This window comes from Sphingobium sp. WR1 (genome assembly GCF_059693745.1).
Genome location: NZ_JCATID010000013.1, coordinates 47,540 through 63,970 on the forward strand (window position 1 = coordinate 47,540; position 16,431 = coordinate 63,970).

Here is a 16,431-nt window from a genome sequence, read left to right on the forward strand (position 1 = left end):
CCCGGCTGCCAGTGGCAGATGTGGCTTATGTATCTCCGTCAGCTTCGAGCCCTGACCGCCTGTCGCCGACAGGCGGTCGAAGGGCTCGAAGCGAACGGGGCTTGGGTCAACTCACCGGCGTCAGCTTCAGCATCCGGCCCTGCGATCCTTCGCGTCCATCCTCCAGCAGCCAGAGCGCGCCGTCCGGGCCTTGCTCGACCTCGCGGATGCGCGCGCCCATGTCCCACTGGTCGGCCTTTTCCGCTTTCTCGCCGTCCAGCTTGACCCGGATCAGCGCCTGGCTCGACAGGCCGCCGATGAACAGCGATCCCTTCCATTGCGGGAAGAGATCGCCCGAATAATAGAGCAGTCCGCCCGGCGAGATGACCGGGTTCCATGAAACTTTCGGCGCTTCGAAGCCGTCGCCGGGCGCATGGTCGGGAATGTCGCGGCCGTCATAATGACTGCCGTTCGATACCTTGGGATAGCCATAGTCGAGGCCCGGCTTGATGAGGTTGACCTCGTCGCCGCCCTTCGGCCCCATTTCCTGCTCCCACAGCCGTCCGTCCGCGTCGAAGGCGATGCCCAGCAGGTTGCGATGGCCATAGGACCAGATGGCGGGGTTGAAGCCCTTCGCCGCAAGGGGGTTGCCTGCTGCGGGCGTGCCGTCCGGGTTGAGGCGCAGCACCTTGCCCAGCGTCGATTTGGGGTCTTGCGCGGGGTCGAACTTCTGCCGCTCGCCATTGGTGAAGAAGAGATATTTGCCGTCGGGCGAAAAGGCGATGCGGCCCGAATAATGGCCGTTGCCTTCGACATAGGGGCTGGCGCGGAAGATGACCTGCACGCCATCCAGTTTCGTCGTCCCGTCGCTCGCCTGGTTGAATGCCCCCTTGGCCAGCGCCACGCCCTTCACGCCGTCGCGCTCCTCGGAAAAGCTGAAATAGACGGTCTTGTCCTTCGCGAAGCCGGGGGAGAGCACCACGTCCATCAGCGCGCCTTGTCCCGCGCTGTCGACCTTGGGAATGCCCGCGACCGGAATCTTGGTGCCGTTCTTCGGATCGAACAGAATCATCTCGCCCGCCTTCTCCGTCACCAGCGCGCGGCCGTCGGGCAGGAAAGTCATCGCCCAGGGCGAATCGAAGTCGGCTATGGTGGAAGACTTGAACGGCCTTTGTGTCGGCGCGGCGGTCTGGCTGTTGGCCCCGTCGCCCGAACAGGCGATCAGCAGGAGGGGAAGGGTGAAGGCCAATGAGTGACGCATGATCTCTATCTCCGTTCGCCCCGATCTTGTCGAACCGTAGGTCGGCGAAGCCAACGGCTTTTCTTCATTTGTTTTGAAAGAAAGTGATGGGCTTCGACAAGCTCAGCCCCAACGGAAATGTGTCGGGATTAAATTTGTTGCAGATTTTCCGCGCCCCGCCTATATCGCCCTTGCTTCCTTACATCGTCAAACATGTCGGGGTCGCGGGCGGAAGCTCGCGGCACGGGAAGACGCACATATTTCGTATCTGGAGACTGCATGGCGGACATCGCCGCACTGACCGCGCTGATCGAACCCGAGGTGAAGGCTCTGGGCTTCGACCTCGTGCGCATCAAGCTGTTCGGGACGGGCGACGACCATACGCTCCAGATCATGGCTGAAAATCCTGCCACCAAGCAATTGGTGATCGAGGATTGCGCCACCATTTCCCGCCGTCTGTCGGACGTGCTGGATGAGGCCGACCCGATCGAGGAAGCCTATCGCCTGGAAGTGAGTTCGCCCGGCATCGACCGGCCGCTGACCCGCCTGCACGATTTCCGCGAATGGGCGGGCCATGAGGCGAAGATCAATGCGACCGAAATCGTGTCGGGCCGCAAGAGCTTTCGCGGCGTCCTGAACGGTGTCGAGGGGGAGGATATCCTTTTCGCCGACGCCAAGGCGGGCGACGTCGCCATTCCTTTCGCGCTTGTGGGCGACGCCAAGCTGGTGCTGACCGACAAGCTGATTGCTGCTACTATGCCGCTCTCCTCCGATGGGGCGGACGAGTTTGAAACCGAAGAGTAAGGGTTCATAACGTCATGGCCAACGCCATTTCCGCCAACAAGGCAGAACTGATCGCCATCGCCAATTCGGTGGCGTCGGAAAAGATGATCGACAAGGCCATCGTCATCGAGGCGATGGAGGACGCGATCCAGCGCGCCGCACGCGCGCGCTACGGTGCGGAGAACGACATTCGCGCGAAGCTGGACCCCGACAGCGGCGACCTGCGTCTGTGGCGCGTCGTCGAAGTGGTCGAGGTGGTCGAGGATTATTTCAAGCAGGTGGACCTCAAGCAGGCCGCCAAGCTGAAGCAGGACGCGGTCGTCGGCGACTTCATCGTCGATCCGCTGCCCGCGATCGACCTGGGCCGCATCGACGCCCAGTCGGCCAAGCAGGTCATCTTCCAGAAGGTCCGCGACGCCGAGCGCGAGCGCCAGTTCGAAGAATATAAAGACCGCGTGGGTGAGATCATCACCGGCGTCGTCAAGTCGGTCGAGTTCGGCCATGTCGTCGTCAATCTGGGCCGCGCCGAAGGCGTGATCCGCCGCGACCAGCAGATTCCGCGCGAAGTCGTCCGCGTCGGCGACCGCATCCGCTCGGTCGTGCTGAACGTGCGCCGCGAAAATCGCGGTCCGCAGATCTTCCTCAGCCGCGCGCACCCCGAATTCATGAAGAAGCTGTTCGCGCAGGAAGTCCCCGAAATCTACGACGGCGTCATCACCATCATGGCGGCCGCCCGCGATCCGGGTTCGCGCGCCAAGATCGGCGTCATCAGCCGTGACAGCAGCATCGATCCGGTCGGCGCCTGCGTCGGCATGAAGGGCAGCCGCGTCCAGGCCGTCGTGCAGGAAATGCAGGGCGAGAAGATCGACATCATTCCCTGGTCGGAAGATACCGCGACCTTCGTCGTCAACGCGCTCCAGCCCGCGCAGGTCGCCCGCGTCGTCATCGACGAGGAAGAAGAACGCATCGAAGTCGTCGTTCCCGACGATCAGCTTTCGCTCGCCATCGGCCGCCGCGGCCAGAATGTCCGCCTCGCCAGCCAGTTGACCGGCAAAGCGATCGACATCATGACCGAGGCCGACGCCAGCGAGAAGCGCCAGAAGGAATTCGTCGCCCGTTCCGAACTGTTCCAGAACGAACTGGACGTGGACGAGACGCTGTCGCAGCTTCTGGTCGCCGAAGGCTTTGGCGAGCTGGAAGAAGTTGCCTATGTCAGCGTCGAGGAACTGGCCGCGATCGAAGGCTTCGACGAAGACCTGGCCGCCGAACTCCAGAGCCGCGCGCAGGAAGCGCTCGACCGCCGGGAAGCCGCTGCGCGCGAAGAGCGCCAGTCGCTGGGCGTCGAGGATGCGCTGGCCGACATGCCGCACCTCACCGAAGCGATGCTGGTGACGCTGGGCAAGGCGGGCATCAAGACGCTCGATGACCTTGCCGACCTCGCCACCGACGAGCTGGTGCAGAAGAAGCGCGTCGACCAGCGCCGCCGCAAGTCGGATGGCAACAGCGACGACAAGGGTGGCATCCTCGCCGCCTATGGTCTCAGCGACGAGCAGGGTAATGAGATCATCATGGCCGCCCGCGCCCATTGGTTCGACGAGGAAGCGTAAGTCTCCATGCCTTTTGTCGACATCCGTCTGGCCGGCAGCGCCACGCGCGAGCAGAAAGCCGCGATCGTTGCCGACGTCACCCGGTCGCTCGTGGAGCGGCTGGGGAAGCCGGCGGGCGCCGTGCAGGTGGTGATTTCCGAAATCCCGACCGAAAATTACGGGGCCGGCGGTCAACTGATCGCCGACCGCGATACACCCTCTTCACCAAGGGAGGACGCAAATGCTGCGGTCACTCCCCGATGAGAGAATAAACGCTCCCCATAGCGTCGGACTTGCCCTTTCTTCCGTTCTGGCGGAGGAGCGCGCATGACCGAACGCAAATGTATATTGACCGGCGACCGTGCTGATCCCGAAACGCTCATCCGTCTGGCCGTGGGGCCGGAGGGGCAAGTGCTGCCCGATCTGCGCGCCAAGGCGCCGGGACGGGGCGCGTGGATCGGCGTCAATCGCGCCGAACTGGAAACCGCGCTGGCCAAGGGCAAGCTGAAAGGCGCGCTCGCACGGTCCTTCAAGGATGGCGCGCTACAGATTCCCGAAACGCTGCCCGCGATGATCGAGGATGGCTTGCGCAAGGCGCTGCTCGACCGGCTTGGGCTGGAGGCGCGCGCCTCCATGCTGCTCACCGGATCGGAAAAGATCGATGTCGCCTGCCGCAAGGGTCAGGTGCGATTGCTACTCCACGCCGCCGACGCGGCGGCCGACGGCAACCGCAAGCTGGACCAGGCGCTGCGGGTCGGACAGGAAGCCGAAGGCACGGAATTGGCGGGCATCGTCTTGCCTGTGGACCGCGATGCCCTATCTATGGCAATGGGGCGGGATAATGTCGTCCATATCGCGGTGACCGACTCGCGTGCTGCATCGCGTCTGCGCGCGGCCATAGGCCGCTTGGAAAGCTATCTGGGTTGCGCTAACGGGGCGCCAGTGCATGGGGAGCATGTCTCCGCTGATGCGCCGGCCGTCACCGACTAAGCATGGTATAAGGCGCCGGCGGGCCTTTCCGGCCGGAGCGGAAGTGAAGGGTTAAGTTCGATCGTATGAGTGACAGCAAGGAAGACAAGCCGGTTCTGGGCCGCAAGCCGCTGGGCATCAAGCGGACCGTGGAATCCGGCCAGGTGCAGCAGCAGTTCAGCCATGGCCGCAAGAATACGGTCGTGGTTGAGGTGAAGCGGCGCCGTGTCCCTCTGGGCAAGCCCGGTGAGACGACCGGTGCTGCGCCTGCGGCTGCGCCCCAGGCCGATCCGACGCCCGCACCCGCCGCGCCGCGTCCGGCCGCCGCGCCCGCGCCCCAGGCCCGCGCGCCGCAGCCCGCTCCGGTGCGTCAGGCGCCGCCGCAGAGCCTGATGTCGCGTCAGGAATTGCAGGCCAAGCTGCTGCGCGAGGCCGAAGAAGCCCGCATGAACGCGCTGGAGGAAGCGCGTCGCCGCGAGGACGCCCAGCGTCTGGCCGCGAGCGAGGAAGAAAAGCGCCGCGCCGAGGAAAATCGCCTGGCTGCCGAAGCCGCCGAGGCCGAAACCGCGCGTCAGGCCGAAGCGGCCGCCCAGCCTGCCGAAGCGCCTGCGCCCGCGCCGCTTGTCGAGGACGCCGCGCCTGTCGCTGCCCCTGCCGCTCCTTCTCCGGTCAAAGCCGAGTCTTCGCCGGCGGTCGAGGAGAAGCCCGCCACCACCACTTCCGCCGCGCCGCCGCCGCCGCGTCGCTTCACCCCGGTTACGCCGGTCAAGCGTCCCGAACCGGCCAAGCCCGAGCGCGCCAAGCGGGGCGACGATAATCGCCGTCAGGCGGGCAAGCTGACCGTCACCCGCGCGCTCGCGGACGATGACAGCGCCCGCGCCCGCAGCCTCGCCGCGCTGAAGCGCGCCCGCGAAAAGGAACGCCGCGCCCATTATTCGGGCGGCAGCCAGCCGCGCGAGAAGCAGTCGCGCGACGTGGTCGTGCCCGAAAGCATCACCGTGCAGGAACTCGCCAACCGTATGGCCGAAAAGGGCGCGGACCTGGTGAAGGCCCTGTTCAAGATGGGCACTGCCGTCACGCTCAACCAGGCGATCGATCAGGATACGGCCGAACTGCTGGTTGAGGAATTCGGCCACCGCATCCAGCGCGTGTCCGACGCCGACGTCGAAATCGGCATGGAAGGCGAGGTCGACGCGGCCGAAACCTTGAAGCCCCGCGCCCCGGTCGTGACCATCATGGGCCATGTCGATCACGGCAAGACCTCGCTGCTCGACGCATTGCGCGGCACCGACGTGGTGGCCGGCGAAAGCGGCGGCATCACCCAGCATATCGGCGCCTATCAGGTGAAGACCAAGGGTGGCGACGTCATCACCTTCCTCGATACGCCGGGCCATGAGGCTTTCTCGGAAATGCGCGCGCGCGGCGCCAACGTCACCGACATCGTCATCCTGGTGGTGGCGGCCGACGATGGCCTGATGCCGCAGACGATCGAGGCGATCAACCATACCAAGGCCGCCGGCGTCCCGATGATCGTCGCGATCAACAAGTGCGACAAGCCTGAAGCGAACCCGCAGCGGGTGCGCGAACGTCTGCTGGAGCATGAGATCGTGGTCGAGGATATGGGCGGCGACGTGCAGGATGTGCAGGTGTCGGCGCTTAAGAAGACCGGCCTCGATGAACTGATCGACAAGATCCTGCTCCAGGCCGAGGTCATGGAACTGACCGCCAACCCCGATCGCGCCGCCGAAGGCAATGTGATCGAGGCGCAGCTCGACAAGGGCCGTGGCGCCGTCGCGACCGTCCTCGTCCGCAAGGGCACGCTGAAGATCGGCGACACATTTGTCATCGGTTCGGAAAGCGGCAAGGTCCGTGCGATGATCAACGACAAGGGCCAGCAGGTGAAGACCGCCGGCCCCTCGACCCCGGTCGAGGTTCTGGGTCTGTCCGGCGTGCCGATGGCGGGCGATCAGCTCACCGTCGTCGAGAACGAAGCCCGCGCCCGCGAAGTCGCCGCTTACCGTCAGGAACAGGCGACCAAGAAGCGCACCACCGCTGCCCCAACCAGCTTCGAGCATATGTTCTCGGCGCTGAACACGACCGTCATCGAATATCCGGTGGTGGTGAAGGGCGACGTGCAGGGGTCTGTCGAAGCGATCGTATCGTCCCTGAACAAGATCTCGACCGACGAGATCAAGGTGCGCATCCTGCATTCGGGCGTCGGCGCGATCACCGAAAGCGACGTCACGCTGGCCGCGGCCAGCCGCGCGCCGCTGATCGGCTTCAACGTCCGCCCCAATGCCAAGGCGCGCCAGCTGGCGGAGCGCGAGAAAATCTCGCTGCGCTATTATGACGTGATCTACGACCTGCTTGAGGAAGTGCGCGGCGAAATGGCGGGCCAGCTCGCGCCCGAACGCATCGAAACCATCGTCGGCCGCGCCGAGGTGCTTCAGGTCTTCCCCGCGGGCAAGAAGGACAAGGCGGCGGGTCTGCTCGTCCTCGACGGCATCATCCGCAAGGGTCTGTCCGCGCGCCTTACCCGCGACGATGTCATCGTGTCGCGCACCCACATCGCCTCGCTGCGTCGGTTCAAGGACGATGTGTCCGAAGTCCGCGCCGGTATGGAGTGCGGTGCGGTGTTGCAGGACACGAACGACATCAAGGTCGGCGATACGCTCGAACTGTTCGAGGTCGAAGAGCGCCAGCGGACGTTGTAAACCATGTTCCCCCTCCTGCTCGCGGGAGGGGGCAAGGGGGTGGGCTCGCCCTCTCCTGAATTGCAAAGGCCGGTGGGACGAGCCCACCCCCGGCCCGGTTCCGGGTCGGTCAGTCCCCCGGACTGGCCTGAACTATGCGGGGCATGGTTCACCCGGAACTCGCAAGCGGGAGGGATGATTTATGGCTCAACAACAATCCGAAGGCCCCTCCGTCCGCCTGCTGCGCGTGGGCGAACAGGTGCGTCATGTCCTGTCCGACATTCTCCAGCGCGGCGACGTGCATGACGATGTGCTGGCCCAGCATGTCGTCAGCGTGACCGAAGTGCGCATGTCGCCGGACCTGCGCCACGCGACCGTTTTCATCAAATCGCTGCTGGGGCAGGATGAGGAAGCGGTGCTGAAGGCGCTGCGCACCAACACCGCCTATCTCCAGCGTGAGGTCGCGCACCGCATCCGCCTCAAATATGCGGCGAAGCTCAAATTCCTCGCCGACGAAAGCTTCGACGAGGGCAGCCATATCGACAAGCTGCTGCGCGATCCCAAGGTCGCCCGCGATCTGACGCAGGAGGAAGGCGAGGATTGACTCGCACCCGGGTAAGACGCATCTTACCGCCATGAACGCCAAGACCACCCTGTCGGCCAAAGGCCAGGTCGTCATCCCCAAGGATGTGCGCGACCAGCTTGGTTATACGGCGGGCCAGCCCTTTGAAGTCATAAGGATGGGTGACAGCATTCTGCTTCGGCCCGAGCGGAAGGCATCCGGGCGTAGTTTCGATGAGATCATCGCGGATTTTCACGCCCGCATCAAATATGACGGTCCGCCAGTCTCGATCGAGGAGATGAACGAAACCATCGCCGACCATTGGGCGAAGAGCGGCGCAAAAGGCGACTGGTGAAGGCCGTCGACACCAACATTCTGGCGCGACTGCTCATGGTTGACGACAAGTCGCAGGCTGCGGCCGCGGCGCGGCTTGTGAAGAGCGGCGTTTATATTCCGCTGACCGTCTTTCTGGAGATCGCCTGGCTGCTGCGTTCCCGCTATCGGTTGACGCGCGTTGAAACCGCGGAAGCGCTGCGTGTTCTCCTGGAACTGCCTGATGTCGTCATAGAGGCACGGAATGGGATCGTCTGGGCCGTCAATCGCTTTGAAACGCGGGGAGACTTTGCCGACTTCATCCATCTGGTCGCTTCTGCGCAGGCGGATGTCTTTCTGACGTTCGATCGCGCGCTGGCACCAGCCGCCGGCGATGATGGCCCGGTGCAAGTGGAGACTGTGATCGCATGAAAATCCTTGGTGCAGGACTGGCAATTGCATTGGCTTCGGTGACGCCGGCCGTCGCAAAAGACCCCGCCACCCATCCCGCCGTCATCACCGATCCCCGGCCCGACGCCGCCTATCCCGCCAGCATGAGCGCCTTCGTCATCCCTGCGCCAGGCTCCATCGAATCCGGGGCGATGAATGCGGTCATGTATAGCGCTGCCGGCGCGGGTATCCATCCGACCCTGCTGCTGCTTCACGGCTTTCCGGGCAATGAGCAGAATCTGGACCTGGCCCAGGCGGCGCGGCGCGCCGGGTGGAATGTGCTGACGCTCCACTATCGCGGGTCATGGGGCAGCCCCGGCATATTCTCCTTCAGCCATGCGTCGGAGGATGCCTTCACCGCGCTCCAGTTCCTGCAACAGCCCTCGACCGTGGCCAGATATCGTATCGACACCAGCGCGATCGTGGTGGCGGGGCACAGCATGGGCGGCTTCATGGCGGCCGATGCCGCCGCCGCCGAACCGCGCGTCGCCGGCCTGTTCCTGATCGATCCCTGGGACCCGGCCCAGACCGTCGCGGCGCTCGCCACGCCGGAGGGGGAGGCGGGCTGGAAGGCGGAGGTGGTGGGCGACCTGCCGCCGCTCAACGGCGCGACCTATGAGGGCCTGACCGGCGAGATCAAGGCGGATGGCGCCAAGTTCGACCTGGGCCGCCGTCTTGCCGGTTATGGCCGCCGGCCGCTGACCATGATCGGCGCGGAGCGGGGCATCGGCGCCATGGCGCGCAAGGCGGCCGCCGATGCGCAGGGCGCCAATCCCGATGCGCGGCTGATGGTCTGGCCGACCGACCACAGCTTTTCCGACAAGCGGATCGCGCTCGCCGATGCGCTGGTCCGTTTCCTCGCTGGCGTCGCGCCGACAATCCGCTAGTCCTGCCCGATGGCCAAGCTCTATTTCTATTATAGCTCGATGAATGCGGGCAAATCGACGACCCTGCTGCAATCCAGCTTCAACTATCAGGAACGCGGCATGGCGACGATGCTGTGGACTGCGGCGATCGACGATCGATACGGGCCCGGCCGCATCGCATCCCGCATCGGGCTGGAGGCGTCGGCGCATCTGTTCGAGGACGGGGTCGACATGCTCGCCGCCATCGCCGCGCAGCATGACGCGACGCCGCTGTCCTGCGTGCTGGTGGACGAGGCGCAATTCCTGACGCGCGACCAGGTGTGGCAATTGGCGGCGGTGTGCGACCGGCTGGGCGTGCCGGTGCTCTGCTATGGGTTGCGCACCGATTTCCAGGGTGAATTGTTCGAGGGCAGCGCCCATCTTCTGGGCCTTGCCGATGCGTTGACGGAGATCAAGACGGTCTGCGATTGTGGGCGCAAGGCGACCATGAACCTGCGCGTCGATGCGCGGGGCCGGGCGATCCGTCACGGCGCGCAGACCGATATCGGCGGCAATGACCGCTATGTGGCGCTGTGCCGCCGCCATTTCGTGGAGCGGATGGAAGGATGAGCTGGATCGATCGGACGTGGCGCCCGCGCCGCGCCTGAGCGAAACCCATTCGTGATCGGTCGAAGATCGGACAGGATGGTATAATTTGTCTCAAAGTGTCGCACCGGCCTTCCGGTGGGGCGGTCCATGTCCCATTTCGGCGTCTTAAGGATGAAGCATCGGGGGCTGTTCTTCCAAAAGGAGAAGACCCATGAAGAGATTGATCGCCTTCGTCGCCGCGCCGCTGCTGATCACCGGTGTTTTCGCCGCCCCGGTGGAGGCGGCCCCGGTCAGCGCGCAAGCCTCTATCCCCTTCGTCAACCATGGCGGCGTCTGGAACTGGCAAGCCGACGGATCGAAGGGGCTTTATGTGCAGGACCAGCATCGCAACTGGTATTATGCGGCGCTGATGGGCGGTTGCGTCGACTTGCCATTCGCCAATGCGGTGGGTTTCGAAACGCGCGGGGTGGATACGCTCGATCGGTTCGGCACAGTGGTGGTGCGTGGCCAGCGCTGCCCGATCGTCAGCTTCACCCACAGCGACGGCCCGCCCGCCAGGGCGAAGAAGGGCTGACCGTCAATTCACCGTCGCGATCCAGTCGGGCAGTTCGCCCAGCCGCTCCAGTTGTGCGAATTGCGGATGATCGGACGGCGCTTTGGCGCTTTCGTGCGACCATGCGCCTTCCTGCGGGATGAAGGCGGCCCAGGCGCCGGCCTCCAGCGCGGGCAATATGTCCGACCGCATCGAATCGCCCGCCATCACTGCTTCGTCCGGCGCGATGGCGAAGCGGGCGAAGAGGGTGCGGAACGTGTCCGCCTTCTTGTCGCTGACGATCTCGATACCGGAAAAGAGATCGCCCAGCCCCGACGCCGCCAGCTTGCTTTCCTGATGCAGCAGGTCGCCCTTCGTCACCAGCACCAGCGGGCCGACCTGCGCCAGCCGCTCCAGCGTCTCCTCCACCCCGTCGAACAGTTCGACCGGATGGGCGAGCAGCGCGCGGCCCGCCGCCAATATCCCCTCGATCATCGATGTGGATAGCGAATCGCCGGCCAGTTCCACCGCCGTCTCGATCATCGACAGGGTGAAGCCCTTGGCGCCATAGCCATAGAGCGGCAGGTTGCGCGTCTCGCAGGCGATCAGCCGTTCGCGCGTCACATCGGCCTGCGCGAACGGGCGCAGCATGTCGAGCAGCGCGTCCTCCGTCTCGTTGAAATGGCGCATATTGTGCCAGAGCGTGTCGTCGGCATCGAGGCAGATGAGCTTGATCGTCATGGGGTCTTTCTAGCCGGATGTGGCCTGGCATTAAAGGCTGACAGAGCGGGACAGGGGGGGTAAGGGCCGCGACCATGCACGGCTGGATCATCCTCGACAAACCCCATGGCCTTGGCTCCACCCAGGCGGTGAGCGCGGTCAAGCGGGCCTTGCGGATCAGTGGCGCCGGCAAGTGGAAGGTCGGCCATGGCGGCACGCTCGATCCGCTGGCGACCGGCGTGCTGCCGATCGCGATCGGGGAGGCGACCAAGCTGGCGGGCCGGATGCTCGACAGCGACAAGATCTACGACTTCACTGTCGCTTTCGGTGTCCAGACCGACACGCTCGATCTGGAGGGCAAGGCGATCGCGGAAAGCGACCATCGGCCCACGCCGGCGCAGGTGGAGGCGATCCTGCCGCGCTTCACCGGGCCGATCGAGCAGGCGCCGCCAGCTTACTCGGCCATTCTGATCGACGGCCAGCGCGCTTATGATCTCGCCCGCAAAGGGGAGGCGGTCGAGATGAAGACGCGGGCGGTGACGATCCATGCGCTGACCCCCGTTCGGTTCGAGCTTGTCGAGAACGATGCGCAAGGGTTCGCGACAAGCTCGAACCGAATGGAGGGGGCGCTGACTTCCATCACCCTGCGCGCCCATGTCTCCAAGGGCACCTATATCCGCTCCCTCGCCCGCGACATATCGCTGGCGCTCGGCACGGTCGGCCATGTCACCATGCTCCGCCGCATCAAGGCAGGACCCTTCACCCTGGAATCCGCGATTTCGCTGGACAAATTGGACGAAGCTGCTAGGGGCGGCGGCATCGCGCAGCTTATGCTGCCGTTGACGGCGGGGCTGGACGACATCCCGGCTCTCTCCGTCTCTCCCGATGAAGCGCTGGCTCTCCGACAGGGGAAGGTGCTCGTGGGGAAACCGCACACCGGTCTCCTGCTGGCGATGGAGGGCGATACGCCCGTCGCGCTGGTGGAGTCCAGTGGCCCGGAGGTCCGGGTGGTGCGCGGCTTTAATCTCTAATGTGAAGAAAGGAAGCCGATGTCGATTACTGCCGAGCGCAAGGAAGCGCTGATCAAGGAACATGCCCGCGCCGAAGGCGACACCGGTTCGCCGGAAGTCCAGGTTGCGATCCTCTCGGAGCGCATCGCCAACCTCACCGAGCATTTCAAGGGTCATCACAAGGATAACCACAGCCGTCGCGGCCTGCTGATGCTGGTCAACAAGCGCCGTTCGCTGCTGGACTATCTGAAGAAGAAGGATGCGGGTCGCTATAACGACCTCATCGCCAAGCTGGGCTTGCGCAAGTAAGCTTGCTATAGAAGGGACGGCCCCCCAGCGGGGCCGTTTCCGATTCTGACAACATGGCTCCGGGCAATCCGGCACGGCGCCATGATCCGGGGAATGTCCCCACTACCGTTCGGGCTGAGCCTGTCGAAGCCCATTCCTTCTTCTGAAGAGAAGGGAAGCCCTTCGGCAAGTTCGGGGCGAACGGAGGAGAGGTAAGGCTCTCCACCCATGGACCATTGGGTCCACCAAAGGCCCCGCCCGGCAATAGGGCCAGGCGGGCGAAGGAAAACACACATGTTCGATGTAAAGAAAGTTTCGATCGAGCTGGGCGGCAAGACGCTGACCCTCGAAACCGGCCGTATCGCGCGTCAGGCCGACGCCGCCGTGCTGGCCACCTACGGCGAAACCGTGGTGCTGTGCGCCGTGACCGCCGCCAAGTCGGTGAAGGAAGGGCAGGACTTCTTCCCGCTGACCGTCCATTATCAGGAAAAATATTCGGCCGCCGGCCGCATCCCCGGCGGCTTCTTCAAGCGCGAGCGCGGTGCGACGGAAAAGGAAACGCTGGTTTCCCGCCTGATCGACCGTCCGGTCCGCCCGCTGTTCCCCGAAGGTTTCTATAACGAAATCAACGTCATCGCTCAGGTTCTTAGCTTCGACGGCGAAAGCGAGCCGGATATCGTCGCGATGATCGCCGCGTCGGCTGCGCTGACCCTGTCGGGCGTGCCCTTCCTGGGCCCGATCGGCGCCGCGCGCGTCGGTTACAAGGATGGCGAATATCAGCTCAACCCGTCGCTGGACGAAGTGAAGACCGGCGAACTCGACCTGGTCGTCGCCGCCACCGGCAACGCGGTGATGATGGTCGAATCCGAAGCCAGGGAACTGTCGGAAGACGTGATGCTCGGTGCCGTCCTGTTCGCGCATGAAGCGAGCAAGAAGGTCGTCAACGCGATCATCGACCTGGCCGAGCAGGCCGCGAAGGATCCGTGGGAAGTCGCCAAGGGCGACGATCTGGAAGACCTGAAGAAGAAGCTCAAGAAGCTGATCGGCAAGGACATCACGGCCGCCTACAAGCTGACCGACAAGTCGGCCCGTTCCAACGCGCTGAACGAAGCCCGCGCCAAGGCGAAGGCGCAGTTCGCGGCCGACGGCCTCGACGCCCAGACCGTCATGGCCGGCATCAAGCTGACCAAGAAGCTGGAAGCCGAAATCGTGCGCGGCGCCATCCTGAAGGACGGCAAGCGAATCGACGGCCGCACCACGACGCAGATCCGCCCGATCGAGGCGATGGTGGGCTTCCTGCCGCGCACCCATGGTTCGGCGCTGTTCACCCGTGGTGAAACCCAGTCCATCTGCACCACCACGCTGGGCACCAAGGACGCCGAGCAGATGATCGACGGCCTGACCGGCGTTCATTATGAAAACTTCATGCTGCACTATAACTTCCCGCCCTATTCGGTCGGTGAAGTCGGCCGCTTCGGCGCGCCGGGTCGTCGTGAAGTCGGTCATGGCAAGCTGGCATGGCGTGCGCTGCACCCCGTGCTGCCGACCAAGGACGAGTTCCCCTACACCATCCGCGTGCTGAGCGACATCACCGAGTCCAACGGCTCGTCCTCGATGGCGACGGTGTGCGGTGGTTCGCTGTCGATGATGGACGCGGGCGTTCCGCTGAAGCGTCCGGTGTCGGGCATCGCCATGGGCCTGATCCTGGAAGGCAAGAATTTCGCTGTCCTCAGCGACATTCTGGGCGATGAGGATCATCTGGGCGACATGGACTTCAAGGTGGCGGGCACGGAAGCGGGCATCACCACCATGCAGATGGACATCAAGGTCGCCGGCATTACGCAGGAAATCTTCGAAGTCGCGCTGCGTCAGGCCAAGGAAGGCCGCGCCCATATCCTGGGTGAGATGAGCAAGGCGCTGTCCTCGACCCGCACCGAGCTGTCGGCCCATGCCCCGCGCATCGAGACGATCCAGATCGACAAGTCGAAGATCCGCGACGTCATCGGCACCGGCGGCAAGGTCATCCGCGAGATCGTCGCGGAAACCGGCGCCAAGGTCGACATCGACGACGAGGGCATCATCAAGATCAGCTCGTCCGACATCGCCCAGATCGAAGCCGCCAAGAAGTGGATTCTCGGCATCGTCGAGGAAGCGGAAGTCGGCAAGATCTACAACGGCAAGGTCGTCAACATCGTCGATTTCGGTGCGTTCGTGAACTTCATGGGCGGCAAGGACGGTCTCGTCCACGTCTCCGAAATGAAGAATGAGCGCGTCGAAAAGCCGACCGACGTCGTGTCGGAAGGCCAGGAAGTGAAGGTCAAGGTCCTCGAAATCGATCCGCGCGGCAAGGTTCGCCTGTCGATGCGCGTCGTCGATCAGGAAACCGGCGAGGAACTGGAAGACACCCGTCCGGCCCGCGAACCGCGTGAACCGCGCGGCGACCGTGGGGATCGTGGCGATCGCGGTCGTGGTCCGCGCCGTGACGGCGGCGACCGTGGCGGTCGCGGTGGTGATCGGGGCGGCGATCGCGGCCCGCGCCGTGATCGTGGCCCGCGCAACGAAGGCGGCAAGGGCGGTGATGACGATGGCTCCAACGCCGGTCTGCCCGACTTCCTGACGCAGGACTGATCGATCCGATCAGCGTCGCGTCGACGTGAACAAAAAAGGGGCGTCCGGTCGAACCGGGCGCCCCTTTTTTGTCGCAAAAGCGATCCGGCGACTGATTTCGATCAATGCGCAGGCGTAAGGTTCTGCTACTGTAACAAAACGCCACCCTGGGGATCGCGATGCAGAGGAGCAACGAGCGCTTTGTCGAACGCCTGCCGCTCGTCCTCGACCGGCCGGTCTATGCCTATGCGCTGAGCCTGATCTTCTGCGGTGTGGGGCTGATGCTGCGGTTCGCGGCCGATCCGCTGCTCCCCACTGGCTATCCCTTCGTCACCTTCTTCCCCGCCGTCATCCTCTCCTCCTTCCTTTTCGGCGTGCGACCGGGCATTTTTTCCGCGATCCTGAGCGGCGTCGCCTCCTGGTATTTCTTCATCCCGCCGCTTTTCGGCTTCACGCTCAATCCGGCGGTGGTGGTGGCGATGCTTTTCTATTCGGGGGTCGTCGCGATCGACATCCTGCTGATCCACTTCATGCAGCGCGCCAATTTCAACCTCGCGGTGGAGCGGGAGCGGAGCCGGGCGCTGGCGGAAAATCGCGAGCTGCTGTTCCACGAGCTTCAGCATCGCGTATCCAACAATTTGCAGGTGGTCGCCGCGATGCTCTCGCTCCAGCGCCGCCATGTCGATCATGACGTGGCGCGCCGCGCGCTGGACGACGCTTCGGAACGGCTGGCGCTGGTGGGGCGGATCAGCCGCGCGCTCTACGATCCTTCGGGCGTGGGACAGGATGTGCGCAGTTTCCTGACGACGCTGGCCCGCGACGTGCTCGACGCCAGCGGGCGGCAGGATATCCGGCTGACCGTGGCGGCGCCCGCCGGCCTGACGCTGGACGCCAATACCAGCATCCCGCTGGCGCTGGTCGTCGCCGAAGCGGTCAGCAACGCCATCGAACATGGCCTGCCCGACCGGGCGGGGCGGATCGAGGTCGTGCTGGCGATGGAGGAAGCGGGGATGAGCCTGCGGATCGTCGATGACGGGCATGGCGTCGCGCCGGAGGTCGATGCGGCCAAGAGCGGATCCCTGGGCCTGCGTATCGCCAACGCCCTGGCGGGCCAGCTTGGCGGCAGCTTCGCACTGGAACCGGGGCAGCCGCGCGGGGCGATCGCCCGGCTCGATTTGCCGCTCCGGACCGCCTGTTGAACGTCCCGCCATTCTGCCGCTTGGCGACGGCGATCCGCTCGGCTATG

17 protein-coding genes are annotated in these 16,431 nt (G+C 64.6%); 15 read left to right on the top strand and 2 right to left on the bottom strand.

From position 1 onward, the window contains the following. Positions 1-106 precede the first annotated feature (106 nt). Positions 107-1,240: a PQQ-dependent sugar dehydrogenase gene (locus tag AC58EF_RS15820; RefSeq protein WP_497277329.1), complete on the bottom strand. Its 1,134-nt coding sequence runs from the start codon at positions 1,238-1,240 to the stop codon at positions 107-109. Positions 1,241-1,498: 258 nt separating this feature from the next. Between AC58EF_RS15820 and rimP the strand changes: the two genes are divergently transcribed. From rimP to AC58EF_RS15875, 11 genes are all read left to right on the top strand, one after another. Next, a complete protein-coding gene (gene rimP, locus AC58EF_RS15825; RefSeq protein WP_497277330.1) occupies positions 1,499-2,023 on the top strand; it encodes a ribosome maturation protein RimP in 525 nt (174 codons plus the stop codon). 14 nt (positions 2,024-2,037) lie between these two features. Then, complete coding sequence (gene nusA, locus AC58EF_RS15830; RefSeq protein WP_497277331.1) at positions 2,038-3,609, top strand: transcription termination factor NusA; 1,572 nt, start codon at positions 2,038-2,040, stop codon at positions 3,607-3,609. A gap of 6 nt (positions 3,610-3,615) precedes the next feature. Then, entirely contained in the window at positions 3,616-3,852 is a 237-nt protein-coding gene (locus AC58EF_RS15835; protein WP_497277332.1) for a tautomerase family protein, read from the top strand. Between the two features lie 63 nt (positions 3,853-3,915). Next, the gene (locus tag AC58EF_RS15840) at positions 3,916-4,578 is read left to right on the top strand and encodes a DUF448 domain-containing protein (protein ID WP_497277333.1); all 663 of its coding nucleotides are present in this window, start codon (positions 3,916-3,918) and stop codon (positions 4,576-4,578) included. A 65-nt stretch (positions 4,579-4,643) separates the two neighbouring features. Next, entirely contained in the window at positions 4,644-7,271 is a 2,628-nt protein-coding gene (gene infB / locus AC58EF_RS15845) for a translation initiation factor IF-2 (RefSeq protein ID WP_497277334.1), read from the top strand. A 181-nt stretch (positions 7,272-7,452) separates the two neighbouring features. Next, positions 7,453-7,854: a 30S ribosome-binding factor RbfA gene (gene rbfA / locus AC58EF_RS15850; protein WP_497277335.1), complete on the top strand. Its 402-nt coding sequence runs from the start codon at positions 7,453-7,455 to the stop codon at positions 7,852-7,854. A gap of 31 nt (positions 7,855-7,885) precedes the next feature. Further along, on the top strand, positions 7,886-8,167 hold the full coding sequence (locus tag AC58EF_RS15855) for an AbrB/MazE/SpoVT family DNA-binding domain-containing protein (protein WP_497277336.1): 282 nt from the start codon (positions 7,886-7,888) through the stop codon (positions 8,165-8,167). After that, the gene (locus AC58EF_RS15860; RefSeq protein ID WP_497277337.1) at positions 8,164-8,556 is read left to right on the top strand and encodes a type II toxin-antitoxin system VapC family toxin; all 393 of its coding nucleotides are present in this window, start codon (positions 8,164-8,166) and stop codon (positions 8,554-8,556) included. The genes AC58EF_RS15855 and AC58EF_RS15860 overlap by 4 nt, the downstream gene beginning before the upstream one ends. Beyond that, positions 8,553-9,461 (top strand): alpha/beta hydrolase family protein, encoded by a 909-nt coding sequence (locus AC58EF_RS15865; protein ID WP_497277338.1) that lies wholly within the window; start codon positions 8,553-8,555, stop codon positions 9,459-9,461. Before AC58EF_RS15860 ends, AC58EF_RS15865 begins: the two co-directional genes overlap by 4 nt. 9 nt (positions 9,462-9,470) lie before the next feature. Next, positions 9,471-10,049: a thymidine kinase gene (locus AC58EF_RS15870; protein ID WP_497277339.1), complete on the top strand. Its 579-nt coding sequence runs from the start codon at positions 9,471-9,473 to the stop codon at positions 10,047-10,049. A 190-nt stretch (positions 10,050-10,239) separates the two neighbouring features. Next, complete coding sequence (locus AC58EF_RS15875) at positions 10,240-10,602, top strand: DUF6491 family protein (RefSeq protein WP_497277340.1); 363 nt, start codon at positions 10,240-10,242, stop codon at positions 10,600-10,602. Positions 10,603-10,605: 3 nt separating this feature from the next. Here the strand turns inward: AC58EF_RS15875 and AC58EF_RS15880 are convergent, their stop codons facing one another. After that, a complete protein-coding gene (locus AC58EF_RS15880; RefSeq protein ID WP_497277341.1) occupies positions 10,606-11,301 on the bottom strand; it encodes an HAD family hydrolase in 696 nt (231 codons plus the stop codon). Between the two features lie 74 nt (positions 11,302-11,375). Between AC58EF_RS15880 and truB the strand changes: the two genes are divergently transcribed. The 4 genes from truB to AC58EF_RS15900 all read left to right on the top strand — a co-directional run bounded on the left by truB (position 11,376) and on the right by AC58EF_RS15900 (position 16,384). Further along, positions 11,376-12,311 (top strand): tRNA pseudouridine(55) synthase TruB, encoded by a 936-nt coding sequence (gene truB, locus AC58EF_RS15885; RefSeq protein ID WP_497277342.1) that lies wholly within the window; start codon positions 11,376-11,378, stop codon positions 12,309-12,311. Between the two features lie 18 nt (positions 12,312-12,329). Continuing rightward, entirely contained in the window at positions 12,330-12,599 is a 270-nt protein-coding gene (rpsO, locus tag AC58EF_RS15890) for a 30S ribosomal protein S15 (RefSeq protein ID WP_497277343.1), read from the top strand. A gap of 273 nt (positions 12,600-12,872) precedes the next feature. Next, a complete protein-coding gene (pnp, locus tag AC58EF_RS15895) occupies positions 12,873-15,206 on the top strand; it encodes a polyribonucleotide nucleotidyltransferase (RefSeq protein ID WP_497277344.1) in 2,334 nt (777 codons plus the stop codon). 158 nt (positions 15,207-15,364) lie between these two features. Further along, positions 15,365-16,384 (top strand): sensor histidine kinase, encoded by a 1,020-nt coding sequence (locus tag AC58EF_RS15900; RefSeq protein WP_497277345.1) that lies wholly within the window; start codon positions 15,365-15,367, stop codon positions 16,382-16,384. Positions 16,385-16,431 lie beyond the last annotated feature (47 nt).

What these genes read in the sequence shown, in the direction of transcription:
- rbfA (WP_497277335.1), top strand. Translation starts at nt 7,453, where the DNA reads ATGGCTCAACAACAATCCGAAGGCCCCTCCGTCCGCCTGCTGCGCGTG.
- AC58EF_RS15840 (WP_497277333.1), top strand. Translation starts at nt 3,916, where the DNA reads ATGACCGAACGCAAATGTATATTGACCGGCGACCGTGCTGATCCCGAA.
- infB (WP_497277334.1), top strand. Translation starts at nt 4,644, where the DNA reads ATGAGTGACAGCAAGGAAGACAAGCCGGTTCTGGGCCGCAAGCCGCTG.
- pnp (WP_497277344.1), top strand. Translation starts at nt 12,873, where the DNA reads ATGTTCGATGTAAAGAAAGTTTCGATCGAGCTGGGCGGCAAGACGCTG.
- AC58EF_RS15875 (WP_497277340.1), top strand. Translation starts at nt 10,240, where the DNA reads ATGAAGAGATTGATCGCCTTCGTCGCCGCGCCGCTGCTGATCACCGGT.
- truB (WP_497277342.1), top strand. Translation starts at nt 11,376, where the DNA reads ATGCACGGCTGGATCATCCTCGACAAACCCCATGGCCTTGGCTCCACC.
- nusA (WP_497277331.1), top strand. Translation starts at nt 2,038, where the DNA reads ATGGCCAACGCCATTTCCGCCAACAAGGCAGAACTGATCGCCATCGCC.
- AC58EF_RS15865 (WP_497277338.1), top strand. Translation starts at nt 8,553, where the DNA reads ATGAAAATCCTTGGTGCAGGACTGGCAATTGCATTGGCTTCGGTGACG.
- AC58EF_RS15855 (WP_497277336.1), top strand. Translation starts at nt 7,886, where the DNA reads ATGAACGCCAAGACCACCCTGTCGGCCAAAGGCCAGGTCGTCATCCCC.
- rpsO (WP_497277343.1), top strand. Translation starts at nt 12,330, where the DNA reads ATGTCGATTACTGCCGAGCGCAAGGAAGCGCTGATCAAGGAACATGCC.
- AC58EF_RS15880 (WP_497277341.1), bottom strand. Translation starts at nt 11,301, where the DNA reads ATGACGATCAAGCTCATCTGCCTCGATGCCGACGACACGCTCTGGCAC.
- AC58EF_RS15835 (WP_497277332.1), top strand. Translation starts at nt 3,616, where the DNA reads ATGCCTTTTGTCGACATCCGTCTGGCCGGCAGCGCCACGCGCGAGCAG.
- rimP (WP_497277330.1), top strand. Translation starts at nt 1,499, where the DNA reads ATGGCGGACATCGCCGCACTGACCGCGCTGATCGAACCCGAGGTGAAG.
- AC58EF_RS15900 (WP_497277345.1), top strand. Translation starts at nt 15,365, where the DNA reads ATGCAGAGGAGCAACGAGCGCTTTGTCGAACGCCTGCCGCTCGTCCTC.
- AC58EF_RS15820 (WP_497277329.1), bottom strand. Translation starts at nt 1,240, where the DNA reads ATGCGTCACTCATTGGCCTTCACCCTTCCCCTCCTGCTGATCGCCTGT.
- AC58EF_RS15870 (WP_497277339.1), top strand. Translation starts at nt 9,471, where the DNA reads ATGGCCAAGCTCTATTTCTATTATAGCTCGATGAATGCGGGCAAATCG.